Annotated in this window: 23 protein-coding genes and 3 riboswitches; of the genes, 7 read left to right on the top strand and 16 right to left on the bottom strand. The window is 44.9% G+C overall.

From position 1 onward, the window contains the following. Positions 1-4: 4 nt before the first annotated feature. The 4 genes from ACY8D0_RS22580 to ACY8D0_RS22565 form a co-directional block, all read right to left on the bottom strand. Positions 5-1,135: an ABC transporter permease gene (locus tag ACY8D0_RS22580; RefSeq protein WP_462412726.1), complete on the bottom strand. Its 1,131-nt coding sequence runs from the start codon at positions 1,133-1,135 to the stop codon at positions 5-7. Then, positions 1,128-2,318 carry an ABC transporter permease gene (locus ACY8D0_RS22575; RefSeq protein ID WP_462412725.1) on the bottom strand — a complete coding sequence of 397 codons (1,191 nt, stop codon included), beginning with the start codon at positions 2,316-2,318 and terminating at the stop codon, positions 1,128-1,130. The genes ACY8D0_RS22580 and ACY8D0_RS22575 overlap by 8 nt, the downstream gene beginning before the upstream one ends. Before the next feature lie 14 nt (positions 2,319-2,332). Further along, a complete protein-coding gene (locus tag ACY8D0_RS22570) occupies positions 2,333-3,283 on the bottom strand; it encodes an ABC transporter ATP-binding protein (RefSeq protein ID WP_462412724.1) in 951 nt (316 codons plus the stop codon). Positions 3,284-3,436: 153 nt separating this feature from the next. Continuing rightward, a complete protein-coding gene (locus ACY8D0_RS22565; protein ID WP_462412723.1) occupies positions 3,437-4,765 on the bottom strand; it encodes an NCS2 family permease in 1,329 nt (442 codons plus the stop codon). 102 nt (positions 4,766-4,867) lie between these two features. Further along, positions 4,868-4,969, bottom strand: a riboswitch (purine riboswitch). A 227-nt stretch (positions 4,970-5,196) separates the two neighbouring features. On the opposite strand from ACY8D0_RS22565, the gene ACY8D0_RS22560 reads away from it, so the two are divergent. Continuing rightward, the gene (locus ACY8D0_RS22560; protein WP_462412722.1) at positions 5,197-6,192 is read left to right on the top strand and encodes a quinone oxidoreductase family protein; all 996 of its coding nucleotides are present in this window, start codon (positions 5,197-5,199) and stop codon (positions 6,190-6,192) included. A 78-nt stretch (positions 6,193-6,270) separates the two neighbouring features. On the opposite strand, the gene guaA is transcribed toward ACY8D0_RS22560, so the two are convergent. The 4 genes from guaA to ACY8D0_RS22540 all read right to left on the bottom strand — a co-directional run bounded on the left by guaA (position 6,271) and on the right by ACY8D0_RS22540 (position 12,467). Beyond that, on the bottom strand, positions 6,271-7,791 hold the full coding sequence (gene guaA, locus ACY8D0_RS22555; protein WP_462413154.1) for a glutamine-hydrolyzing GMP synthase: 1,521 nt from the start codon (positions 7,789-7,791) through the stop codon (positions 6,271-6,273). 135 nt (positions 7,792-7,926) lie between these two features. Next, a riboswitch (purine riboswitch) is annotated at positions 7,927-8,028 on the bottom strand. Positions 8,029-8,109: 81 nt separating this feature from the next. Next, entirely contained in the window at positions 8,110-10,311 is a 2,202-nt protein-coding gene (locus ACY8D0_RS22550; protein WP_462412721.1) for a transglutaminase TgpA family protein, read from the bottom strand. Beyond that, complete coding sequence (locus tag ACY8D0_RS22545; protein ID WP_462412720.1) at positions 10,308-11,525, bottom strand: DUF58 domain-containing protein; 1,218 nt, start codon at positions 11,523-11,525, stop codon at positions 10,308-10,310. Before ACY8D0_RS22545 ends, ACY8D0_RS22550 begins: the two co-directional genes overlap by 4 nt. Then, a complete protein-coding gene (locus ACY8D0_RS22540; protein WP_462413153.1) occupies positions 11,526-12,467 on the bottom strand; it encodes an AAA family ATPase in 942 nt (313 codons plus the stop codon). Between the two features lie 289 nt (positions 12,468-12,756). On the opposite strand from ACY8D0_RS22540, the gene ACY8D0_RS22535 reads away from it, so the two are divergent. The 5 genes from ACY8D0_RS22535 (at position 12,757) to ACY8D0_RS22515 (ending at position 17,410) form a co-directional block, all read left to right on the top strand. Then, a complete protein-coding gene (locus tag ACY8D0_RS22535) occupies positions 12,757-13,317 on the top strand; it encodes an RNA polymerase sigma factor (RefSeq protein WP_462412719.1) in 561 nt (186 codons plus the stop codon). Continuing rightward, positions 13,298-14,068, top strand: a complete 771-nt coding sequence (locus ACY8D0_RS22530; RefSeq protein ID WP_462412718.1) for a hypothetical protein — start codon at positions 13,298-13,300, stop codon at positions 14,066-14,068. The genes ACY8D0_RS22535 and ACY8D0_RS22530 overlap by 20 nt, the downstream gene beginning before the upstream one ends. After that, entirely contained in the window at positions 14,065-14,937 is an 873-nt protein-coding gene (locus ACY8D0_RS22525; RefSeq protein WP_462412717.1) for an ABC transporter ATP-binding protein, read from the top strand. Before ACY8D0_RS22530 ends, ACY8D0_RS22525 begins: the two co-directional genes overlap by 4 nt. After that, positions 14,934-16,052, top strand: coding sequence for a hypothetical protein (locus ACY8D0_RS22520; protein ID WP_462412716.1), 1,119 nt, complete (start codon positions 14,934-14,936; stop codon positions 16,050-16,052). The genes ACY8D0_RS22525 and ACY8D0_RS22520 overlap by 4 nt, the downstream gene beginning before the upstream one ends. An 86-nt stretch (positions 16,053-16,138) precedes the next feature. Then, positions 16,139-17,410 (top strand): erythromycin esterase family protein, encoded by a 1,272-nt coding sequence (locus ACY8D0_RS22515; protein WP_462412715.1) that lies wholly within the window; start codon positions 16,139-16,141, stop codon positions 17,408-17,410. Positions 17,411-18,056: 646 nt separating this feature from the next. On the opposite strand, the gene ACY8D0_RS22510 is transcribed toward ACY8D0_RS22515, so the two are convergent. From ACY8D0_RS22510 to ACY8D0_RS22485, 6 genes are all read right to left on the bottom strand, one after another. Next, a complete protein-coding gene (locus ACY8D0_RS22510; RefSeq protein ID WP_462412714.1) occupies positions 18,057-18,191 on the bottom strand; it encodes a BA3454 family stress response protein in 135 nt (44 codons plus the stop codon). A gap of 22 nt (positions 18,192-18,213) precedes the next feature. Next, positions 18,214-18,618, bottom strand: coding sequence for a transcriptional regulator SpxA (gene spxA / locus ACY8D0_RS22505; RefSeq protein WP_462412713.1), 405 nt, complete (start codon positions 18,616-18,618; stop codon positions 18,214-18,216). 84 nt (positions 18,619-18,702) lie between these two features. Then, positions 18,703-19,107 (bottom strand): IDEAL domain-containing protein, encoded by a 405-nt coding sequence (locus tag ACY8D0_RS22500; protein ID WP_462412712.1) that lies wholly within the window; start codon positions 19,105-19,107, stop codon positions 18,703-18,705. A gap of 119 nt (positions 19,108-19,226) precedes the next feature. After that, positions 19,227-19,649: an RrF2 family transcriptional regulator gene (locus ACY8D0_RS22495; protein WP_462412711.1), complete on the bottom strand. Its 423-nt coding sequence runs from the start codon at positions 19,647-19,649 to the stop codon at positions 19,227-19,229. Positions 19,650-19,808: 159 nt separating this feature from the next. Next, on the bottom strand, positions 19,809-21,077 hold the full coding sequence (gene hmpA / locus ACY8D0_RS22490) for an NO-inducible flavohemoprotein (protein ID WP_462412710.1): 1,269 nt from the start codon (positions 21,075-21,077) through the stop codon (positions 19,809-19,811). Positions 21,078-21,228: 151 nt separating this feature from the next. Next, positions 21,229-22,428, bottom strand: coding sequence for a CynX/NimT family MFS transporter (locus ACY8D0_RS22485; RefSeq protein WP_462412709.1), 1,200 nt, complete (start codon positions 22,426-22,428; stop codon positions 21,229-21,231). A gap of 307 nt (positions 22,429-22,735) precedes the next feature. Here ACY8D0_RS22485 and ACY8D0_RS22480 point away from each other — a divergent pair, with 307 nt between their 5' ends. Further along, positions 22,736-23,200, top strand: a complete 465-nt coding sequence (locus ACY8D0_RS22480; RefSeq protein ID WP_462412708.1) for a GreA/GreB family elongation factor — start codon at positions 22,736-22,738, stop codon at positions 23,198-23,200. Positions 23,201-23,292: 92 nt separating this feature from the next. Here ACY8D0_RS22480 and crcB (ACY8D0_RS22475) read toward each other — a convergent pair whose 3' ends face one another. Then, entirely contained in the window at positions 23,293-23,658 is a 366-nt protein-coding gene (crcB, locus tag ACY8D0_RS22475; protein WP_462412707.1) for a fluoride efflux transporter CrcB, read from the bottom strand. After that, the gene (crcB, locus tag ACY8D0_RS22470) at positions 23,658-24,071 is read right to left on the bottom strand and encodes a fluoride efflux transporter CrcB (RefSeq protein ID WP_462412706.1); all 414 of its coding nucleotides are present in this window, start codon (positions 24,069-24,071) and stop codon (positions 23,658-23,660) included. The genes crcB (ACY8D0_RS22475) and crcB (ACY8D0_RS22470) overlap by 1 nt, the downstream gene beginning before the upstream one ends. 55 nt (positions 24,072-24,126) lie before the next feature. After that, positions 24,127-24,186, bottom strand: a riboswitch (Fluoride riboswitch).

Genomic DNA, 24,186 nt, shown 5'->3' with positions numbered 1-24,186 from the left:
ATATTTATTCAAAACGAATTCCCCTTAACCCGATCGTAAAAAACAAAGCGGTGAATAAAGTCAAAGCCAGGACGTCTTTTCCTATGGTCGGCATATGCAGGCTGCCACTGATAATTTCTTTAAAACCCGACATGGCCCAGCTTTGCGGAACAGCAAGCGCTAACTTCTGCATAACATCAGGAACGAGATCGAGCGACCAATAAACTCCGCCCAACATGCAAGTACTCACCACCAAAACCGCGGTTAAGGCGGCGGCTTGCTGCTTGGTTTTCACCAAACCCGCAATCATTAACCCAAAACCCACCACACAAATAATCACCAAAGAGGCAAAGGGAAGAAAGTAGCCTAAATGGCCCCAGCTTACATCAAACAAAATCACCATTACCGCCATTAATATGGTTAACTGAATGGCCCCCATCATAAAGTAGGATATAAGGTAACCTAGAATGATTTGAAGCTTTGTGGCCGGGCTGACCAAAAGCCTCCCCCATGTGCCGCCTGCCCGTTCCTCTAGAATCGTCGATGCAGCACCGGAGAGCCCAAACATCATGAACATGATGGCGAACCCCACGACCATTAGATTGATTTCAGAACGATTATTTTGCTCCTTCTGAATAACTTGTCGGTCCACTTTCACCCCTTTATTATTAGCAACAGCATGCAATAGTTGCGGGAATGCGGCAGAATCGGCTGGATCTGTTGCTTGTAAGGATTGGGTGATCAAACTTGCCGTCCCTTGGAGAATCGGCTCGAGGCTGTAATATTGCTCTGTCTTCCTTTCTATGAACACGTCAAACAGCGGCTCCTTTTGAGCCATTCGTTGCTCGATATTCTCAGGAATCACCACTGCGGCAATGCTGTCCTGATTCGAAACGTTACTTTTTGCTTCCTTTAGAGACACTTGCCTCCAGGAAAAGTCATCGCTTTTCTTCAAGAGTTTCAGGATTTCGCCGGTTCCTTGCCCGTGAGTTGGCGCCACGACGTTCACAACGGGTTTTGACGTTTCTGTACTAGCCGCCATTCCGCCAAAAATAAAACTAAACAATGCCGGCATAACAAACATTAACACGATGGTACTGGGAGATTTAAAAAACGTTTTTAGCTGTTGCCATACGATGGTAATGACCTTATGCATAACGACTTCTCCTTTCCAATGAAAGGCGGAATAAGCCTAATGCAAAAAACAGCAGGCCCATTCCCAACGCCCCAAGGACGGCAGGCCATATATCGGCAAGACTGGCGCCCGTCATTAGTTTTAAATAGGTTTGCAGCGCTAGTCCATTCGGCAAATACTTCACAGCTGAATTCACCCAGTCAGGAAAGAGATACATAGGGACCATACTTCCCCCTAAGACAGCCATAATTTGTGTGCCCAACATTCCAGCGACCGAAAAGGCTTTTTCTGTTTTCACCAACGATCCAATCAGCAGGCCCAAACCACAGGCATCCACAACAAAAGCGATTGTCATGATGATCACCCCGCCGGTTGAATTTCCCCAATCGACTCCAAAAATGAGATTTGTCCCGATCAGAATCACAGAAGCTTGGGCTAGACAAATAACCACTAACCCCAACAACTTGCCAAAAAGGTAGTGGGTGTAGGTTAAATGGGTAAGGAGCAATCGTTTATATACCTCTTGTTCCTTCTCGAGAATCATATTGGAGACACCTTGCACGACCGTCATTAATAAAAACATGACACCCATGGCCGCCGCGTAATATTGAAAGGAACCAACCATCTTCGTTTTTGCGTTGACGGTGGTTTCTTTGAGGAGAGGCATTTCTGTAAAGTTAGACTCTAAAGTGGTATTCCCTGCAACGCTAGTTCCAGCAGCCTGTGCCTTCTTTGCAGCAGCCACTCCGATAGGAACGGAGTCCGCAAACCGTTCCACTATACTCCGAACGATTACAGGTTTTACGCCTGGGTCCGGTACGGTCAACAGCTTCACTTTTGCCTGGTTTCCCTCCATTAACGAATCTGAGAACCCCGGTTCAATAATCATTCCCACAGATAAGGTATGATCGGTTATTTTTTTCCTGAGATCCTCTTCTTGAAAAAGCTTGATATCGATTTGTTCTGCCATTTGCTTTTCAAAGACCTGTTCCACTAACACTGTACTGAGAGGTCCCTTGTCGAGATTAACGACTCCCAGCGTGAATTTTTTTATGACGGGATCGTCATCCTGCTTCATGATGTTTCCAAACGCTGCTCCTAATATCGATATTAACAATAATGGCATTAAAATTAGTGTCAACAGCGCTTTCCTGTCACGGGCTATCATGGTTAAATCTTTCCAGGCAAGCCACCAAAAACTCATTGAAAATCCCTCCCTTAATCCCGCAGGCTCCGGCCAGTCAAATGAAGGAAGATGCTTTCCAAATTCGGCTCCACAATTTCCACTGATGAAATCTTTACCCCGTCGTTTGTGATGCGTTGGATCAAGCCGCCCAAGATGGTTTGGGGATCCTTATGGAAAACGGTCAGCAGATTCTCTTGGAAGGTGATATCTTTCTCCATTGAAAGCCCTGTCCCGTTCAAGTGGTTCACTATTTCGTGCTGATTTGGCATTTGTCCTTCAAACGAAATCATGATTCTGGAACGGTCGCCAATCGACTCGCGCAGATCCCTCAATGTGCCGCAAGCAATCAATTGGCCATGATCAACGATTCCAACCCGTTCACATAAATACTCCACTTCTTCCATATAGTGACTGGTATAAATAATCGTCATCCCTTCGTGGTTTAACCGTTTGACCGTTTCTAAAATATGATTTCTCGATTGCGGGTCAATTCCGACGGTTGGCTCGTCCATGATTAACAGCTCAGGCTGATGCAAAATCGCAGCTCCTATATTCACCCGGCGTTTCATGCCCCCGGAGAAGGCAGACACTTTGTCTTTCGCGCGATCGGCCAAGCCAATTATTTCAAGGACTTCATCGATACTTTTTTCGAGTGCCTTTCCGCTAAGGTTATACATCCTTCCCCAAAACTTTAAATTTTCCCTGGCGGACATTTCTTGATACAAGGCGATATCCTGCGGGACCACACCAATTGTTTTTTGCGCTTGTTTGGGCCGTTTGACGATATCAATATCCCTTAGCTTGATTTCACCAGACGTTGGTGGAAAAAGCCCGGTTATCATATTGATGGTGGTCGACTTCCCCGCGCCATTTGGACCAAGCAATCCGAACGACTCCCCTTTTTCCACAGAAAACGATAGACCTTTTACCGCCTCAAACTGACCAAAGTTTTTGCGCAGGTCCCGTACTGCCAATAAGTCCACTTTCACCACTCCCAATCCGTTCTCACACTTTCACCTCTATCATACAAAAGTACTATGGAAAAAAATATATATTTTTAAAAATAAAGGAAATAGGTATCAATAAAAAAAGAGCCGCAGAGAACAATCTCCACAGCTCATGAAATATTAGTCCTGTTATTTTAAGAAAATGAAATATAATACAAAGATCACAAAGAATAAGTACATGATCGGGTTAATTTCTTTCGCACGGCCCTTTACAATCATGGTGATTGGGTAGAAGATGAAGCCCATCGCAATCCCGGTTGCAATGCTGTATGATAACGGCATTGCAATGATTGTCAAGAATGCCGGAACAGCTATCTCAAATTTCGTCCAATCAATTTTGCCTAAAGAAGAAACCATTAAGACACCGACAATAATTAACGCTGGTGCGGTCACCGGAGAAGTGACAACAGATAATAACGGGAAGAAAAAGATAGATAAAATAAAGCACCCGGCTGTAACTAATGCAGCAAAACCAGTCCTTGCACCAGCAGCAACCCCTGCAGTCGATTCAATGAAAGAAGTTGTCGTTGAAGTACCAAGAATCGCACCAACACTTGATGCAATGGAATCAGAAACTAACGCTCTTCCCGCACGTGGAAGTTTATTGTCTTTCATAATACCAGCTTGACCTGCTACGGCAACAAGCGTACCTGCATTGTCAAAGAAATCTACAAACAAGAAGGTTAATACAATTCCGAGCATGGCTGTTGAATAAAACGAGCTGTCGCCGAAGGATGTAAACGCTGCTCCAAAGGTTGGCTCTAAGCTAGGAACCTTTCCGATAATTTGATGAGGGACATCAATCAAGCCAAAAATCATACCAGCAATAACGGTAATCACCATTCCATAGAAAACAGCGCCGTTCATTTTTCTGGTCATCATGATGACCGTTACGAAAATTCCAAAAATGGTAAGCAGCACGTTCGGATCAGACAGGTCGCCCAGACCTACCAGGGTTGCGTCATTATTGACAATGATTTTAGCGTTTTGCAAACCAACAAACGTGATAAACAAGCCAATCCCTGCACTAACTGCATACTTGAGCTCTATTGGAATTGCATTAATCAATTTTTCACGAAGTCCAGTTAAGGTAAGAATAAAGAAGAAAATACCTGAAATTAAAACCGCTCCTAGAGCATGTTGCCAAGGAATACCGCTGCCCAATACCACGGTATAAGCAAAGAATGCATTTAGTCCCATACCTGGTGCGAGCGCCAGCGGATATTTACCAAGAAGGCCCATGACAATCGAACCGAGCGCGGAGGCGAGTGCCGTCGCCACAAACACCGCCCCATGGTCCATCCGAAGCGCATCCGGAAAGTCCTTAATGGAGGCGAGCGACAGTGTTAACGGGTTGACAATCAAAATATAGGCCATGGCCAAGAATGTAGTGAAGCCGCCGATAAATTCCCTGCGATAATTTGTACCATACTTTTCAAATTCAAAGTACTTTTGCATGTCTTTTCCCCCTAAGATTCTATTTTTAAAAATAAAAAAACGTTCCGGCTTTTCTACCAGAACGCTGACTAGGGTAATGTGCTATAAAAGACAATCTGCCTTATATATCAACACTTACCTCGTAGTCAAGCCATTTACGGTGGCTCGGTAGAAACTTTTGGGCCTTATTCCCAATATTATACGACGTAAATCGACAACATATTCAATATGCTATTATAATATCAAGGAAGAAACTATTCGTCAATAGAAAACACGAACATTTTTTGTTAAAAAATATAACATTGTTCGTGTGAAATTCACCAGCTTCCTCCAAGGAAACAGGAGACCGGACCGATGCTTGGCGCCCAAAAAAGGGTCACCATCAGCAGGTTTTGCCCAAAAACTGGAGAATAATTTAATGCAGCAAATGAAATTTTTTAGGAGGTTATGAGATGAAAGCTCTTGTACATTACGGCAAACAAGGCCTGGAAGGATTGCGATTGGAACAGGTGCCAACTCCTCCCCTTCAAGACCATGAGGTAAAAATAAAAGTGAAGGTCGCCGGGGTAAATCATCGGGATCTTTTTACCTTGCAGCAACACGACCCGAATGGCGAGCCCTTGATTATTGGGTCCGATGCCGCCGGGGTAATCACGGAAATCGGGAGCAAAGTGACGAAATTCAAGGTAAACGATGCAGTCATGATTTATCCTGCCGTTGGATGGGATCAAAAGTCCGACGCACCGGATGATGATTTTAAAATACTCGGCAACCCCCTAAACGGCACCTTTGCCGAGGAAGTCATTGCAGCAGAATCGAATATTGTCCTTAAGCCCAACATTTTCACGTGGGAAGAAGCCGGGGTAATTTCATTGGCCGCTTTGACTGCTTACCGTGCTTTGTTTTCACGGGGGGAAGTTGCAACAGGGAACAAAGTATTGATTCCAGGAATAGGCGGCGGGGCAGCCAGCTTCTTATTACAATTTGCCAAAGCCGCAGGTGCTAACGTCACGGTTACGTCACGGTCTGAGGAAAAATTGGCGGCGGCCATGAAACTCGGGGCCGACAGGGGAATTTTAACCGACGAGGATTGGGGAGCTAAGTTAAATGGCGAAAAAATGGATTTGGTCATAGAGTCGGTGGGCGCGGCCACTTTCCAAAAATCTTTGGACATCTTGCGAAAGGGCGGCACAGTTGTAATGTTTGGCTCTTCAACTGGAGACACGGTGAACTTCAACTTAAGAAGCTTCTTTTACGGTCAATACAACCTGAAAGGCACCACCATGGGCAGCTTTGAGGAATATAAAGAAATGCTTCATTTTGTGGAAGAACATCAACTCCATCCAATAGTGGACAGGGTGTTCGATGCAGCGGATTATCAAGAGGCGTTTTGCTATTTGGAGAACGCAAAGCAGCAAGGAAAGATTGGATTGAGATTCGCTGATTAAACAAAAAGGTTGACCGTTGAGGGTCAACCTTTTTTGGGTCTTTGGGAGTTGTCTAGCTCCAGGGCGCTTACGCTTTTCCTATTCCCATTCAATCGTTGCTGGCGGCTTGCTGGTGATATCATACACCACGCGATTTACATGGGAAACTTCATTGACAATCCGTGTGGATATCACTTCAAGAACCTCCCACGGAATGCGTGCCCAGTCTGAGGTCATGCCATCGATGGATGTAACCGCGCGGATACCGATTGTATAATCATACGTTCTGGCATCGCCCATAACCCCCACGCTGCGGATATTCGGCAGGACGGTAAAATACTGCCATATGTCGCGGTCAAGTCCAGCCTTTTTGATTTCTTCACGGAGAATCCAATCAGATTCGCGGACAATTTCCAGTTTGTCTTCGGTAATTTCTCCAAGGACACGAATTCCGAGGCCTGGGCCTGGGAATGGCTGGCGCCAGACAATTTCATCCGGGATTCCAAGCTCGGTGCCAAGCGCACGGACCTCATCCTTGAACAAGGTATTCAGCGGCTCAATCAAGGTAAATTGCATATCCTCCGGCAGTCCGCCCACATTGTGGTGGGACTTGATGGTTTGCGCTGTAGCCGTGCCGCTTTCAATCACATCGGTATAAAGCGTTCCCTGCGCCAAGAACTCAATGCCCTCAAGCTTGGCTGCTTCATCATCAAACACATAAATAAATTCGTTGCCAATAATTTTCCGCTTCTGTTCCGGATCGGAAACACCGTTTAATTTATTCATGAACCGTTCTTTGGCATCCACTTTTATAACATTCATATGGAAGCCTTCCGTGAAGGTCTTCATGACACTGTCTGCTTCGTATTTCCGCAGCAAGCCATGATCAACAAAAATACAGGTAAGCTGGTCGCCGATGGCTTTATGAATCAGTACAGCCACAACAGAAGAATCTACCCCGCCGCTTAACGCGCAGAGAACTTTTTTCTCGCCCACTGTTTCACGGATTTTGGCCATCTCCATTTCAATGAAGCTTTCCATCGACCAACTGCCGCTGCAATCACAGACCCGGAACACAAAATTCTTCAACAGCTCATTCCCATAAACGGAGTGGCGTACCTCGGGATGGAATTGCACCGCATAAAGATTTTGTTCTTTATTGCTCATCGCCGCTATCGGGCAGGATGGGCTGGTCGCGTCAACCGTGAAGCCTGGTGGTACCTCGACGACAAGGTCGCCGTGGCTCATCCATACAATTTGCTCGTTTGGAAGACCCTCAAACAGAATGGACTCCTGTTCCGTGGTCATGGTGGCTTTACCATATTCCCGCTGCTTTGCAGGCTCCACTTTTCCGTCAAATTTCACCGTCATTAATTGCATGCCATAGCAAATTCCAAGAATCGGCAATCCTAAGTCAAAAATTGCCTCATCACAACGGAAGGAATTTTCATCATATACGCTGTTAGGACCACCGGAAAAAATAATCCCTTTTGGGTTCATGCGGCGGATTTCCTCCGCGGTAATTGTGTGCGGATGCAGCTCACTATAGACGCCAAACTCGCGAATTCGGCGTGTAATCAGCTGATTATATTGACTTCCAAAGTCTAAAACAACAATCATATCCTGCTTTCCCGTCAAAACGGCCACCTCAATTTTTAAAAGTTATTTTATTTTTTACAAAAAGAGCACAAAAAAAACTAGAATTCTCTCCCTGGAACCAGGAAGGCAGAATTCTAGTTTTCTTGCAAATCACTATTTTAAAAATCCTGCCTTCATAGTCAGGCCATTTACGGCAGCCTGGTAGAGACTCTCGAACCCTATTATCGAGGATATATGAAGATGAGAACAGCTAAAGCGCTTGTTTAGATGCAGCGCTTTTCGCCCGCCCGTTATCCTTATCAAATTACCTCATATTGTAACAATAGGTGGATTTTTAGGTCAAGCAATTGTCTTTTTAATTAAATTTTCCCACAATTCCCGTGCATCTTTCCAGCTTCCTTCCGGGAGGGTTTGATGGTATAGATATTGTTCGTAACGGTCGGTTAACCGTGTCATTTCCCTGGTCGAGAAGAAGGAATCCACATAGCGTGCATAATTTCGCAGGGTTTGATTGTCCTTTCGCTTTAAACCATAGCGTTCCAATTGGCCAAGCAAACTCATATATGCGGCACTGATGGTGTCATCCTGTTTCTTAAAGCGATACCTCAGCATGATCACATATGGGAACCACTTGCCGCGGATTCGATAAAGGCCAGCCGCTAATAGGAAGAGAATGATCACTGCCAATCCTGCCCCCAGCCAATGGTCGGAAAAGAACGATTGGACATTATTCCAAACCGTGCCCCAATCAAAGGAGGACTCCTGCTTGTTTTCTTTTGTGTCATCGGCTTTCTCTTGTTTTGGTTTTTCAACCGTTGGCGTGACCGGTGTCTGGCTGCTTGACGATGATTGGCCAGTCGTATAATCAATATTGATGCCGCTATAAAACCCTTTCGTCGGTTCAAACGGCACCCAGCCTTGGCCGGGCAAATAAACTTCCACCCATGAGTGGGCATTGTTATTTGTTACCTGGTACAGCTGCATCGAGTCTTCTCCTACGTTGTATTGAATAAAATCCCCGCCCGTGAACCCTTTTATCCACCGGGTCGGAATGCCGATGGTACGGAGCATGACCGCCATAGACGAAGAGAAATTATCACAGTAGCCGGTTTTTGTGTCAAACAAAAACTGGTCAACGTAATCGTCATCCTTTCCAGGAAGCGCGACGTTTTTTTGGTCATAGATATATTGGCCATTGCCAAAGTATTCTTCAACCGCCTTTGCCTTATCAAACCAATTGGTCTTTCCTGCTGTAATTTCTTCGGTCAGCTGTTTGATTCGGGAAGGAAGTCCTTCCGGAAGCAGCGTATACCGGTTATAAAAATCTGCGCCCATTTCGGAGGATTGATAGGCGGTCGTTTTTCTCAAATTGACGGCTTTATAGGAGGGTTCTTTAAATTGAACGGCATAGCTGGTAATTTTCTTTTCCCTTGGAGAAATTTTCTCCTTTGTTGTATCGATATTGAAGACCGTTCCTCCTGACGGTTTAATCTGCTGAAATTTTTGAATTCCAGCCGGATATACCATAAAGTCCGCCGTAAAGAAGCTTGGATCGAAAGTGACTCTGGCTGTTTCCGCTGAGGTTTCTACCGTATCCGGAATCGAAAAAACGGGAACGGTATCACTTTCAGAAAAGGTAATGGGCGTGGACCCCTGTGGAATCCAGCCCTTTCCGGTATAGACATCCTTGGTTTCAACCTTCCAATAGGTCTTTCCATAGGCTTCATACTGAAATACCGGATTATCGTCTCCAATGAACGGCCCCCCCAGCTGTTCATCATTTGTCCCATACCCAATGCGGCTGATTCCGGTATTGCCGCCATCATTGCCCCCTTTATTGGCCGCTGTCTTTAAATAAGGAACCGGGTCCGGCCAAATCGGCGCTGCCTTCGGGGCCGCAATCCCGATAAAGACACTTAGGGCAATCATCCCGGCAAGCGGAGCAATCCATTTTTTTAAAAGTGAGGAGTCGGAACTGACCAGTTCATGATGGAAGATACGTAAATAGGTCAGTATCCCCATGATTGTAAAACCCACAACCACTGTCCGGACAATGGCCGTTCCGGCATCGTATACCGTAAACGTATCCAAAATCGTAATATAAATCAGGGTCATGAAGAAAAACAAGAAAATCCGCTGCCGCCTGAGCAGCCAATAATGGACCAAATACACCATCAGCCATAGCAAAATAAACAGCAAAAGAGTGCGAAACCCATTGGATAAATGAGTCCAGTCCCGTGAAGCAATCAATCCGAGGTTGTTTAGGAAATCCCCCAAGAACGATATGAGCCAAGAGAACTGAAAAAACGGTTCTTGATAATGAAACCGGTTAATCGCAAACAAAATAAACAATATCTGTATGACGGACTGCCAATACCATTTGACATTCAGGAATGATAATGCAAAGGCAATGAGCAGGAAGATGATAAACGTTTCTATATGATTGGTGTTCGTCAACTGCTCGATTGGCCTCAGCCATTCCCATAGCAGCAGAAATCCAAGTCCATATAATAGCAATGTAGGAAAATTTCGCCTTGTCATCGTATATTCACCTCCGAAAAGGCTGCGGGAAAGTCACCTTCATGAACCAGAACCACCCTTACACCACGGGCGTTCGCGACGCTAATCAGAGACAGTTCGCCAGCACTGGGCGCCTCTTTTTGCCCCTTAACCAGAAAAACCGTCATTCCTCCCTTTCTCTGTCCAACAAAACTGGTCTTTTCAACTAAAGTTTTGGTCAATTGCCCCGTCACCAACATGAACGATACCGTCTGCTGCACAAACAGGCCATCAGTTTCAATGACTTTATCAAGCGACGTGAAGCTTTTCGCCTCGATTTTGGCCAGGTGATAAAACAGCTCCTGCAGATGCTGCTCCCCACCCCGAATCGGAAACGACACCCTTTCTTTGCTGACCGAAAGCAAACCCGATTGGGCCCCTTTTTTCAAAACGGCCCTGAGCAAAGAGGCGGTAAACGAAACGATATTTTCAAAGTTTCGGTCCGGAACACAATCCATGACGACAAACACATCGTGGGATTGCCTTTGCTCAAATTCTTTCGTCATAATGTCGTTTCGCTTGGCGGTCGCTTTCCAGTTAATCCAGGAGAATCGGTCGCCCGGCTGATAATCCCTGACACCGACCGCCATGGTGGTGTCACGCTGCACCCGTTCCCGGGATGCCGTCAGCCCTTGATCAAACTGATTTTTCAGCGGCCGGTAAAACATCTCCGAAAAAGCCGGATAGACAATAATCCGGTTTTGGGCGGCTTGTATCTTTTCTTTTTCAAACAGACCTAGCGGGTCGCCGGTTTTGACCATAAAAGATTCAAAAAAATGCTCGCCCCGCGGCAATTCTCCAATCAGGTAGTCATAGGATAACTCTTTTTTAAAACCAGGAAACAAAACGGTTTTGCCCCCCCGGCCCTGACGTGCATATTTCAATGAGTCTTGCAGTTGGTCTTCAATGATCAGATAGAACAAAGGAAAGGCTCTTCTGCGTTTGACCGTGATTGTGACCTTCAAAGGCTCACCCGCATTGTAATCGGCTTTGGGCAGCTCCCTGGTCACTTCCAGCTCATTTAAGGAGTAGAACGCTAGTGCCAAGCAATAAATGGCAAACGGGAGGAAACTGTAGAATAAAAACCAGCTGACGAATCCCCCCTGGAACATGGCATAGGAAAAGCTAAGGAGAATCAGCACAACCAGCAATAGGAATCTCCACGCCTTTTTCAGCAAATTCCGGGTCTTTTCCATTTATTTCACTAACCTTTGAACCGGAACAGGCACTCTGGCCACCACACGGTTTACGACATCTTCCGCAGAAATGCCTTCAAACTTGGCCTCGGATTTTAATATAATCCGGTGGGACAGCACAAACGGTGCCAAATATTGCACATCGTCCGGCAATACATAGTTCCGGGCAAACATGAAAGCATAAGCCTGCGCCGCTTTCATTAAGGCAATTGAGCCCCTCGGACTTGCCCCAAGATAAACACTGCCGTACTCCCGCGTGCGATGGACAATATCCACGATATACCGCTTAATCGTGTCATCCACGTAAACCTCTTTGGCCTCATTTTGCAGTTCCTGCAAGCCTTCCAAGTCGATGACAGGCTGCAGGTCCTCAATGGGCGGAACTTTTTGGGCCCGGTTCAAGACCTCCATCTCTTCGTTTATGTCCGGATAGCCCATTTTCATTTTTAATAAAAAACGGTCTAGCTGGGCTTCCGGAAGCGGATACGTCCCTTCATATTCAATCGGGTTTTGCGTAGCCATGACAAAAAACGGCTTTTGCAGTTTATGGGTGACCCCATCGATCGTGACGCTGGCTTCTTCCATTGCTTCCAATAAGGCGGACTGGGTTTTGGGCGAAGTCCGGTTGATTTCGTCAGCCAAAATGATATTCCCCATGAGCGGTCCTGGGCGGAATTGAAACTCCATTTCTTTCGGATTGTAGATGGACACCCCGGTGACGTCGGATGGGAGCAGGTCTGGAGTGAACTGAATTCTTCGGAAGTTGGCATTCACGGATTTGGCCAGCGCCCGTACCATCATGGTTTTTCCGACACCCGGGACGTCTTCCAATAACACGTGTCCTCCGGCAAGCAAGGCGGTCAGGCTCAATTCCGCGACATTTCTTTTTCCGGTCATGACTTTTTCTATATTAGCCAATATCTTATCGATTGCGGGATTCATTTGTTCGGCTGCCAAGTTGACTCCTCCTCTGTATAAAACCAAATAATCTACCTATCTATTCTATTTTCGCAAAATAAATTCCTGTATTAAAGTCACATATTATTCAAAAGTTGGTAAAAATTCGACATGAACGAAAGGAAATATTACAACCCATTCATCATCTATTATTTTTTCAGCCTATTAGTAGGAATATAATGGTAGTAGCCAGATCTGTAATATTGAAAAAATTTTTTATTAAAAGCTAAATCCTTTTCCACTCGATTCTCGTTTCCTATTCGGAGGTGAAAGTATGACAGACTATGAGCTGATTCGTGATATCAAACATGGCATTGTTTCCAGCCAGGAGGTTCTGGTGCGGCGCCATTACAAACTCGTATACAGCTTCCTTTACCGGATGACCGGCGACAAAGAGTTAGCCAAAGACTTGACCCAGGAAACCTTTATTAAACTGTTAAAAAACATCAGCAAATACCAGCCTTCTGCTGATTTCAAAAGTTGGTTGTTGACCGTGGCCAGCAATCATGCCAAGGATTATTTCAAAAGCCGTACCCATAAAGACCGGCAGCATACATACGAACTGACAGATCAAGACACCAGGACCGAAAAAGATGTGCCATCGATTTTTGAAAAAAACGAAACACGCAAGGAAATCAAACAGGCATTAGAGAACCTTCCAAGCTATCAACGCGAAGCGATTCTTTTAAAATACTTCAATGAGTTGAAAATAGCGGAAATCGCAGCCATTACCAACAGCAGTGTGCCAACAGTGAAATCTCGATTAAAACAAGGCTTAGGCAAGCTCAAAACTTATCTATACAGAGGTGAGCAGGATGAAAGAAATACAAACTGACACGGAAATCAGCGAATTCCTAAATGCTTATACAGTCGATTACCCCAATGAAGAGGAAATTGAAACGTCCATTGAATACATTCTTTCCCAGGTTCCACAAAGGAAAAAGCGGATGGCCCTTCTCAAAAACAGTGTCCAAACCATCATTTCCAACAGTTTGCGGGAGATGCTGATGTTCAACTGGACCTTTTGGGCTTTAAACAGTGTATTCCTGTTTTTCGGAATCTCGAGCCTAACCATTTTCCAATCAAATCCCTATCTGACCCTGTTTACGCTGGCCCCTATGCCGTTTATTGCGGGGATTTTTGAAATCCTCAAAAGCCGGAATGCCGGAATGGCAGAACTTGAAATGACATTAAAATACAACGCCCAGCAAATCGTTACTTCACGTCTGCTAGTGGTTGGCTTGTTTAATCTAATCATCAACGCGGCTGTGACGGCAATCTGCTTGCAGATTCATCCGGACCTTATTTTTTCCAAGCTCCTCATCGCCTGGACGATCCCTTATGTGCTGGTGACCGGCATCGCCTTTTTGGCAGCCATGAGCTTAAAGAGCAGCATGGCAAGCAGCGTCTTATTGGCAGGTTGGTTTGTGTTTTGTTATGTCATAATTCAAACACCCACTGCCCAAGCCTTCCTGATTGAATTGAACGGCACTATAGCTGCCGCTCTTCTATTGGCCGGAATGATTATCTGGATTGTTCACATTGTAAAAATTAAAACCTTAAACGTGAGGAGCCAAGGAATATGAAATTAATACTTGAAAATGTGACAAAAACATTTGGTGATAAACGTGCTGTTGACGGTGTAAGCACGGAGTTAACAAACGGTGTTTACGGTTTCCTGGGAGCGAACGGCTCTGGAAAAACGACCTTGATGAGGATGCTGGCTACGGTCTCAACCCCAACATCCGGACGGATTACCTTAAACGGAGAGGATATTTTCCAGTTAGGGGAAAGATATCGTGACTTGCTGGGCTATCTTCCCCAGCATATCGGCTATTACAAGCATTTTACCGTAGAGAAGTTCCTGGCTTATATCGCCAGTTTAAAAGGAATCGACAAATCCACTGGCAAACAAAAAATCAAGGAATTGCTGGAAAAGGTCAATCTATCCGAAATGTCAAAGGCGAAAATCGGCAAACTTTCGGGCGGGATGAAGCAGCGGGTCGGAATCGCCCAAGCCCTGCTGAATGACCCTAAAGTTCTCATCGTTGATGAACCGACAGTGGGCCTCGACCCTAAAGAAAGAATCCGGTTCCGGAACCTGCTTTCTGAAATTGCACACGACCGAATTGTCCTGCTTTCCACCCATATTGTCTCAGATATTGAATATATTGCAAAAGAAATACTCATTATGAAAAACGGCAGGCTGATAGAGAAAAACACCCCACAAAAGCTAATGGAAAGTATTCAGGAGCATGTATGGATGGTCCACGTGAACGATCAGGAGGTACCTGATTACCAACGTTCCTATAAAGTGGGCAGCATGATGCGCGGCAGCAACGGTGTGGATCTAAGGATTGTCTCTGAGAAAAAGCCGACAGGGAAGGCGGACCATACTCCGGTTAATCTGGAGGATTTGTATCTATATTATTTCGACAAGGAGGCGGGGGCATGATTAAGTGGGAATTAATCAAGATCCTTAAGCAAAAGAGCCTTTATTTTGCCGGCATCTTTATGTTTGGCTGGCTGACACTGGTATCCTTAACCAATGTTTGGGACACTAGCACCACACGGGATGTATATAGTGAATGGGAAGGTCCCCTTACCCAAGAGAAAATTGAAAAAGCCGACAAAGTTCGGACAGAATTGGACCATTCTGATTTTAAAAATGGCTATGACGCCAGAACCAATGCCCTGTCTGGGGTTATTGCGGACATCACTCTGGCTCACACGGTCCAAACAGAAAATCAGCAAAAAGTTGCTGATTTGGACCAATTAATCAAAAAGGCAGATCAAAAAGGGGACCAGCTTGAGGTTAACCGCTTAAGCCTTGCAAAAGATATGTTCAACGATGTAAAAATTGATAAAATTTCCTATCATGCCGCCCCCCGAGAAGCAATAGATTTTATCAACGTATTTGGGCTGATTTTAACCGGTATGTTTTTGATCATCGGACTGTCGGGAATTTATTCGAACGAACATTCAACAGGCGTTGAAAACTATATTTTAAGCACCAAAAATGGACGGCAAGTGACGATGAAAGCAAAATTGATTGCCTCGTTTATTTTTACTATCATGGTCGTGTTCGTATGGGAAGCCTATAACCTGATCATGAAAACGATACTTTACGGAACCGAGGGCTGGGATTTGTCGATTCAATACGCCTATAAGTATCAGGCCTCTCCATTTAGCTTGACGTTTTTGGAATATCACCTGATCCAGCTTGGCCTGCATTTGCTAGCTGCGTTTGCTTTTGCCGGATTAATTGTGGTGATTTCAACTTTAGCAAAGTCATCGGTACTTTCCTTCTTCATTTCAGGTCTATTGTACGGAGTTCCGATTTTAGCCCAAAGTATATTGAGCCTCGACATCCGATGGATGGACCGGGTATTGGCCCTCACGTTGACCAATATCATGAAGGTAGAAGCATTGTATATGAATTTTATTACGGTCAATATTTCGAATTTTCCTATTTTGTTACCATATATCGGCATCATCATATGTATTGTGATGTTGGTCATTGCCGTGTTACTGTCCATGTCTCTGATCAAGAGGAAACAAATCGCCTAATTTGAAACGGGAATCCTTGATTCTCGTTTTTCTTTTTGAAATGAAGTGGTCTCCCGTGGTTCATACTACTGTTGAGGTGAAGTTCCTTGTTAAAAACAGAAACATTATTAGATCAAATTCGAAAGGATGCGGTTCGTTTTTCACAGCCTTCTGAGCTGGCTCCATTAGTGAAGGATGCGGGTAAAGCGAAATATGTGCTAATGGGCGAGGCGAGCCATGGAACGAGTGAATTTTATACGATCCGCAGGGAAATGACCAAGCAGCTCATTCAGGAGCACAACTTTTCCTTTATAGCCGTTGAAGGCGATTGGCCGGCCTGTTATGAAGTGAATCGCTATGTTAAAGGCCAGGCTCCCGAATATCAAAGTGCCGAAGAGGTGCTGAAATCCTCCTTTAACCGCTGGCCGGCTTGGATGTGGGCCAATGAGGAAATCGTGGAGCTGGTGGAATGGCTGCGGACATATAATCAGTCCCAGACCGGAAAGAAGATCGGCTTTTATGGGCTGGATGTGTACAGTTTATGGGAATCAATGGATGCCATTATTGATTATTTGAAAAAAATCGAATCACCCGATTTGGAAAAGGCCCTTAACGCGGTCAGCTGTTTTGAACCGTTTCATCGGAAGCCGGAAATGTACGGGATTTCGGCTGCTTTTTACGGGGAAAATTGCATGAGCGAGATTATGGATTTGCTTCAGACGATTAGGGAAAATAAGAGAATTCATCAGAATGATCCGGAAGCGGCACTCAACATGAATATCAATGCGCTTGTCGCCTCGAATGCTGAATTTTACTATCACACGATGGTCACCAATGACAATGAATCCTGGAATATAAGGGACCGTCATATGGTCGAGGCGCTTGATACAATCGGAAACTTTTATGGTCCTGAAGCAAAAGGAATTGTTTGGGAGCATAACACCCATATCGGCGATGCCAGGGCTACGGACATGGCCAGAGAAGGCATGGTCAATACAGGGCAATTAATCAGGGAAAAGTACGGCTTGGAGAAAGTGTATGCAATTGGCATGGGGACCTATCGCGGCACGGTGATTGCCGCCGAGAAGTGGGGAGTGCCTCATGCAGTGATGAAGGTGCCTGAAGGGGCGGATGGCAGCTGGGAAAAAGCGGTCCATAGTGCCGGTGCTTTTAACCAATATTTGATGTTTACAGAAGAAAATAAGGATGTGTTCCGCGGGGAAATGGGGCACCGGGCTATTGGGGTCGTGTATGACCCTGCCTATGAGCATTATGGGAATTATGTGCCTTCCCGATTATCAGAACGGTATGATGCGTTTATTCATGTGGATGAGACAAAAGCGTTGTCCCCTTTGTCCGAGGGGGAGTTTGAGGAATAGGTTTTGGATTTAGCAACAGTATTAATGCCCGATTTCTTAAAATAGAGCTCTTTTCCAAAGGAGTGCTGGTTTTTACATTAATAGACTGCTGGAAGATGTAATATCGGTTAACGACTGTACGCTCGGAAAAATCACCAGAACCGTCGCTAATAGCCTTTATTAGCGACCGTACGCTCGGAAAAATCACTAGAACGGTCGTTAATAGCCTTTATTAGCGACCGTACACTCAGAAAAGGCGCCAGAACGGTCGTTAATAGCGATTTATTAACGACTGTACGCTCGCAAAACTCGCCAGAACGGTAGCTTATTTATATTACAGAATCCCATTTGATTAACGTAAGAAGGAGTTGATTTTCGGGTTGGTGTGATAATTCATAGGCGGAGTATTTCCGGCTAATGTATATAGAGGAAGCTTATGAAGCAATATAGGCGGAGATATTCCGATTTACTGCTCTAAAATAAGCAAAATCCAAAGATTTGGATCATATAAACGGAAAACCTCCCTTTATTTTTAAGGAAATATCGGTATTTCCCGATCTAAACGGAACTTTTCCGTTTATTTTTTAAACACATTGAATTCAATATTCAGGTATAACAGAGCCATAATAAAAAGACTGCCTCCCGCGTTCGGAAGCAGTCTGATTTATTAAATACCCCATTGTTTCATCACTTGTTCTTCAGCGAGGCGCTGAATATCTTGCTCACTTATCCCTTTATGAACAATGACATTGGTATTATAATTCCTGTCTTTTAACTTTACTGTTATCATGACTTCAATCATCGTTCTACAACTCCTTTCTGGTTTAATTAGCCATTTTCCGCATTTCTGTTCTTAAATAGGCCCGGAGGCGGCGGGGCAGGAAGCTGCGGATTTCCTCCTCGTTATACCCGATCTGCAATCGCTTTTCATCCTGGATAATCGGCCGGCGCAGCATTTTTGGATTATCGATAATCAATTTATACAACTCATGCAACGGCAATGAATCAATATTTTCAATGTTTTGTTTCAGTTCTTGAAACGCTTTGGAATTAGTAGAAATAATCTCATCGGTTCCTTCTTCAGTCATCAACAAAATCGATTTAATTTCCTGCTCCGTCAGCGGTTCAGATAAGATGTTTCTTTCTTTAAAATCAATTTGATGTTCCTCCAGCCAGGCCTTTGCTTTCCGGCATGAAGTACAGCTTGGGGTCGTATACAGATTTATCATTTTCAAACACACTCCCTAAGAACATGAGAATTTCAAATTGAACTATCACGAATTCGAGACATTCGCTAAAAAAGCTCCAGAGGCCTACCCTCTTTCACTCTCGCTTTCTTTTTCTGATGTGCTGGCCTTATTGCAAGCAACCGGTCTTACCGTGTTCGATGCTGTACCCGGATTGGATTTCTTGGTTATCGTGGCCAGTTTCTCCGATAATTCGGTAAACCACTGCTGGTCCTTGGTTGCTAGCGCCACATCAATCAGGTCTCTAATTTCACCTTCGGCGACGGTTTCGGACCCTTTTAGCCTTTCGACCCTATTGACAACCTCAAGTGTTTTCCCAATGTTTCTTTCATTATCACTGGCGATTACCTTTACTTTTACCGTTCCGTATAAATGATCCATGGCCTCGATGTAACCATGAATAAACGCTCCGTCCCTTGTTTCTCCTTTTACCCAGTCGCCAATTTCTAATTTATACTTCTCATTGATCACTGCTTCTCACCTACTTACCGTTTAAATGTGTTAAAAAAAAGTACAGTTTGGAGCCGAACAAATAAATGAGCTATTAATAATATGTTATTAAAAAATATACAGTTTAGTTCCAAAGAAATTTAAGATTCGCAACGTTTTATGCGTTCTAGAACACTGCTAATCGTGATTTGATTCAAAAACGATTGCATATGCCGTTCCGCCTCATTAAAGATTTCATCCATCACACTTTGAGTATTGGAAGAAATCACACACTCCTGGTCCGGGTCACCCGTACACCAGTGAGGTTTCAATGATCCCGAAGAGACCGCCAGATAAATTTCCGACAACGTGGTGGTTTCTGGGTCACAGGCTAACAAATATCCGCCGCCTATGCCCTCTTTCGTTTTAACCAATCCTTGTTTCTTCAAGGTACTCATGATTTTTCGAATCCTTGCCGGGTTCGTGCACACATTTTCCGCAATCGTTTCGCTATTCGCCATATGATCAGGCAAATTCGCTAACAAAACCAAGCTATGGGACGCGATGACAAAATCACTGTTCATGACATTCAATCCTTCCCTGGAAGTACATACTGTAATCTTAATATATACAGTTAAAAAAATCAATAGTTATTTTAATGCGTTAAAGGGGTGGGGGCCTGTCCCCCACCCTGGTAATGCGTTAAAGCGTCGGGGGACAGACCCCTCTTCAGTCCCCTTCTTTCAGCCGTCTATATCGTCGAATGAGCCAAAGAATTCGTAGTGGATGTCTTCGGCTGGGACGCCCCATTCTTTTAGGGCGTTGTTCACGGCTTTCATGAATGGAGTTGGTCCGCAGAAGTAGAATTGTGCTTCCTTCGAGGGAAGGGTGCTTTGCAGCCATTCTAGGGTGATATAGCCTTCTTTATCGTAATTTTTGGCGCTCCGGTCTTCGTCTGTCGGGGTTTCGTAGATGACAAACGATTTGACATTTTCCTTGGTGGACGCCAAATCTTCGACATACCCTTTGAAGGCATGTACCTTGCTGTTGCGGGATGCATGAATATAATATACTTTTCTCTCGGGCTGTTCTTCGGCAATCGTATTTAGCATGCTCATCAGCGGCGTCAACCCTACCCCGCCGCTGATCAATACGACTGGGGTCTTGCTTTCCATATCCAGATAAAAATCACCTGCGGGCGCGGACACAGGGAGAATATCCTGCTCATTAAAAAACTTGTGCAAGTCATTGGAAACCACTCCTGGCGGATAGCCTTCCCCCACTGGGTCCTCCCGTTTTACGCTGATACGGAAATAATCGCGGCCCGGCTTGTCCGATAAACTGTATTGCCGAAGCTGAATGAACTCTTCCTCGGGAATATCAATTTTCACCGTGATATATTGGCCCGGAATAAACCGCGGCAGTGCCGCCCCGTCTTTAGGTTTCAGATAAAAGGATGTGATCACGTCACTTTCCTGAACTTTCCGGTCAACGGTAAATTCTTTAAATCCTGCCCAGCCGCCAGGCTGTGCTTCGGTGGTTCTATACAGCTTATCTTCCATCCGGATAAACACATCGGCAATCACCTCGTAAGCATCCGCCCAAGCGTCTATGATTTCGTCAGTGGCCGCGTCCCCCAGAGTCTCTTTAATGGCCGCTAACAAGTTCTCCCCGACAATCGGGTAATGTTCCGGCTTAATCTGCAGGCTGCGGTGCTTTTGGCCAATCCGCTCGAGCACCGGCATAATCTGGCTCATATCTTCAATATTGGCCGCCGCACCGTAGACGGCATTCGCCAATGCCCTCGGCTGGTGGCCCGTTTTTTGATGGGTCATGTTAAAAATATTCTTTAATTCCGGGTGCTTTTCGAACATCCGCTTATAAAACCGGGATGTAATCGCCTCGCCGTGTTCCTTGACCACCGGCAAGGTCGCCTTGACTACTTCCAGTTTTTTCGGATCCAATTGTTTTATTGATTTCAACACATCTTCCCAAACATAATTAGAAGCCATGATATTTCCTCCCAAACCAGAATCAAAATCCTGTAATACTTTTCCCTATTCGGCAATGGAATATATACCCCCTATAAAAGAAAAAGACTACCTCCATAAGAAGTAGTCTTGTATGTGTCTCCCTGTGAAAAAGCATTGTGAAACGGTGCCGTCAAATATATCGATTACGCCCCGCCAACATTCCAAACAGCATCACAATGAATGAAATGACAATCAGGATAACGAGCGGAATGGTCCATGAAGAAGTCCTATCAAATATATAGCCAATAAACAACGGCCCGACCGCTGCCAGGATATAACCTGTTGATTGTGACATTCCGGATAGCTCGGCAGCTTGACGGGCATTTTGAGTACGGAGTCCCATAAGGCTTAGAGCTAAGGGGAAAATTCCTCCCAGCGCAACCCCAACCAAGATGATGCTAATGATTAAAACCGGATACGAACTTCCCAATAGCAGCCCGCCATACCCTAAAACGGAACATAAGCTTAAAAAGAAGGAAACTCCCACTTGTGACCGTGACCTCGAAGCGAGAACAGGAATAAAGAAGCTGGCCGGCAACCCCACAAGCTGAGAAAAGGACAACAGCCATCCTGCCGCGCTTAAACTGATACCATGACTGTGTAAAATTTCAGGCAGCCATGAGACCGTGACATAAAATAAGAACGACTGAAAGCCCATAAAGATGGCAATTTGCCAAGCGAGCGGCGTGCGCCACATCTTGCTCGGCCCTGAAACAGCCTTGTTATCGATTTTTTCGCTCTCCGGGCTGGATTTCAGTAGAAATATCCACACCAGAATCGCCACCATCACCGGGATCGCCCATACAATTTGCGCTCCCTTCCACCCGAAGTGTAATCCTTCCGCCAATGGAACACTGAGTCCGGATGCCAACGAGGCAATCAATCCCATCGATGTGGAATAAACACTGGTCATTAAGCCGAATTTCTCTGGGAATTTACCCTTCACCACCGCCGGCAGGAGGACATTCCCGATGGAAATTCCCAGTCCGGCCAAAAGGGTGCCCGTGAATAAGAAAAACATCGTCGGGATCGACCGGATGGCAATGCCGACGAAAAGACATGTCAAACCTAAAAGCAATGTCCGCTCATTCGATAACCGATGGGCAATCTTCGGGACAAGCGGGGACATGACGGCAAAAACCACTAACGGCAGACTCATTAACAGTCCGGCACTCCAATGGGCAAGACCGACATCGTTCTGAATCATTCCGACTAACGGGCCAAGCGAAGTAATGGCCGGACGCAAATTAAAGGCAACAAGGATAATGCCGGAGATAAGCAAATATGTATAGGTGGATTTAGTTTGGACCTTTGAATTTAATAATTCCAAAACAGCTGCTCCTTTCAGTTCAAGACCTTATTAAGTATAGCATAGCAGGCACGAAATAGAGCTTCATCCTTCATCCCTCCAGATCGATGCATTTATTCCTATATATGGAATGTGCCTGATGAAAATGTTATGATTACAATACGACCTTCCATTTGATAAACGGGCTGGTTTTAGTCCGGGGGAGCAGAAAAGATTGCGTTTCTGTTTCCCTTAATGGGAGGCTTATTTTTATATTCAGGAGGAATGGAAATGAAGCAGCCAACGAAATTCTGCAAACGGTTTAATCCAAGTTTAGGGGTGACTTTCTATGAACCATAGTTTCCCCCAAAGCCAAGAAGATTTCGTGCAACAATTGGTGTATCTGGATGAAAATATCAAGGAGCTCACGAACCTCTATATCTCGTCCACTCCGATCCAGGAAAGATTAAAACACTTTTTCTCCCTTTATTTAATGGAAGTGGAGGAGCTTTTAAAAATAAATAAAGAGAAAAGCTTAAAGTCCTTTTCGAAAGTGTATATCGGAACGAAGGTTACCGTATTGTACGATGATGAACATGAAACAGAAGATTATGTGATTTGTTTTCCGGAGCACTCTGACCCGGACTCTGGCTGTATCTCATTTTTATCACCGGTAGGGAGGCAGCTTCTTCTTAAAAAGGTTGGTGAAAAGCTAAGCTTAAAGATTCCGACAGGTGATCTTCCGGTAACGATTCAAGAAATCACGTATGCTGGCAGCACGCTGTCCTTGGAGGGAAACTTGAAACAGGCTTAGGCTTTAGTCAGCGGTGGTAATAGGAGAATCCATTTTCGGGTTCTCCTGTTTTTATTCGGTGCCGATTTTTTTAAAAATTTCATCCATGGAAACTATGCCAAGAAGTCGCCCACCCAGATTCCTAAAAACGCCAGCAAGATCCCGCAAGAGTAACTGATTGCTAGATACAGCCCCGCCACTTGCCAATTCCCCTTTTCAAGTAACTGGACATTTTCCAATTTAAAGGTCGAGAATGTCGTAAACGCCCCCATAAATCCGGTGCCCAACAGCAATCTCCAAAGATTGGCCGCATTGACGCCAAAAATAACCCCCAGCAAAAATGAACCCAGCAGGTTGATCCATAATGTGGCAAATGGAAAAGTCGAGGGATACCTTGATTTAATAAATTGACTGATTCCAAAACGGGACATCGCCCCAAAAAATCCCCCAACTGCCACCAATATGATAGGAAAAAACATTAATGACCACCTCCGTTCGGCGAGGCAGCATTCCCTGTCACTTCAGCTTTCATTCCCAAACGATAGCCCAGCCAAGAAAAGAACAGGCCGCCCCATAAACTGGATAGCACGTAAAGAACCGCCGTTCCCCACTTGGCACTCTCAATTAATAGGACGGTTTCGACACTAAAAGTTGAAAAGGTTGTAAAAGATCCGATAAGTCCAGTGCCCAGGGCTGTGATGATATAGGGAGGCAATGATTTAAACCGAAGCAAGAAATGGGTAAACCATCCCAAAACAAAACTTCCGGCCATGTTAATTAAAAAGGTTGCCAACGGAAAGTCATGAAACCACCAATGTCCAAAATAAATGCCCAGCAGATAGCGAAGCATTGCCCCAACAATTCCGGCGATGCCCACCCATAGATAATTCACGAAACCTCACCTCCATTTTAAAATTCCCCAAACAAATAGACTCCTACCAGATTTTTTCCTGGTAGGAGTCATCAGCATTCAAGCGTTTATGGCGAACTCCATCGCCCGTTTAATA

This window comes from Neobacillus camarae (assembly GCF_054950115.1).
This window is presented reverse-complemented; position numbering and strand designations above follow the sequence as displayed.

Bases quoted from the DNA above. Each gene is read 5' to 3' on its own strand.
- ACY8D0_RS22550 (WP_462412721.1), bottom strand. From the start codon at position 10,311: ATGACAAGGCGAAATTTTCCTACATTGCTATTATATGGACTTGGATTT.
- ACY8D0_RS22535 (WP_462412719.1), top strand. From the start codon at position 12,757: ATGACAGACTATGAGCTGATTCGTGATATCAAACATGGCATTGTTTCC.
- ACY8D0_RS22575 (WP_462412725.1), bottom strand. From the start codon at position 2,318: ATGAGTTTTTGGTGGCTTGCCTGGAAAGATTTAACCATGATAGCCCGT.
- spxA (WP_462412713.1), bottom strand. From the start codon at position 18,618: ATGATAAATCTGTATACGACCCCAAGCTGTACTTCATGCCGGAAAGCA.
- ACY8D0_RS22560 (WP_462412722.1), top strand. From the start codon at position 5,197: ATGAAAGCTCTTGTACATTACGGCAAACAAGGCCTGGAAGGATTGCGA.
- ACY8D0_RS22530 (WP_462412718.1), top strand. From the start codon at position 13,298: ATGAAAGAAATACAAACTGACACGGAAATCAGCGAATTCCTAAATGCT.
- ACY8D0_RS22480 (WP_462412708.1), top strand. From the start codon at position 22,736: ATGAACCATAGTTTCCCCCAAAGCCAAGAAGATTTCGTGCAACAATTG.
- guaA (WP_462413154.1), bottom strand. From the start codon at position 7,791: ATGATTGTTGTTTTAGACTTTGGAAGTCAATATAATCAGCTGATTACA.
- ACY8D0_RS22545 (WP_462412720.1), bottom strand. From the start codon at position 11,525: ATGGAAAAGACCCGGAATTTGCTGAAAAAGGCGTGGAGATTCCTATTG.
- ACY8D0_RS22510 (WP_462412714.1), bottom strand. From the start codon at position 18,191: ATGATTGAAGTCATGATAACAGTAAAGTTAAAAGACAGGAATTATAAT.
- ACY8D0_RS22495 (WP_462412711.1), bottom strand. From the start codon at position 19,649: ATGAACAGTGATTTTGTCATCGCGTCCCATAGCTTGGTTTTGTTAGCG.
- ACY8D0_RS22565 (WP_462412723.1), bottom strand. From the start codon at position 4,765: ATGCAAAAGTACTTTGAATTTGAAAAGTATGGTACAAATTATCGCAGG.
- ACY8D0_RS22580 (WP_462412726.1), bottom strand. From the start codon at position 1,135: ATGCATAAGGTCATTACCATCGTATGGCAACAGCTAAAAACGTTTTTT.
- crcB (WP_462412707.1), bottom strand. From the start codon at position 23,658: ATGTTTTTTCCTATCATATTGGTGGCAGTTGGGGGATTTTTTGGGGCG.
- ACY8D0_RS22540 (WP_462413153.1), bottom strand. From the start codon at position 12,467: ATGAATCCCGCAATCGATAAGATATTGGCTAATATAGAAAAAGTCATG.
- hmpA (WP_462412710.1), bottom strand. From the start codon at position 21,077: ATGGCTTCTAATTATGTTTGGGAAGATGTGTTGAAATCAATAAAACAA.
- ACY8D0_RS22525 (WP_462412717.1), top strand. From the start codon at position 14,065: ATGAAATTAATACTTGAAAATGTGACAAAAACATTTGGTGATAAACGT.
- ACY8D0_RS22520 (WP_462412716.1), top strand. From the start codon at position 14,934: ATGATTAAGTGGGAATTAATCAAGATCCTTAAGCAAAAGAGCCTTTAT.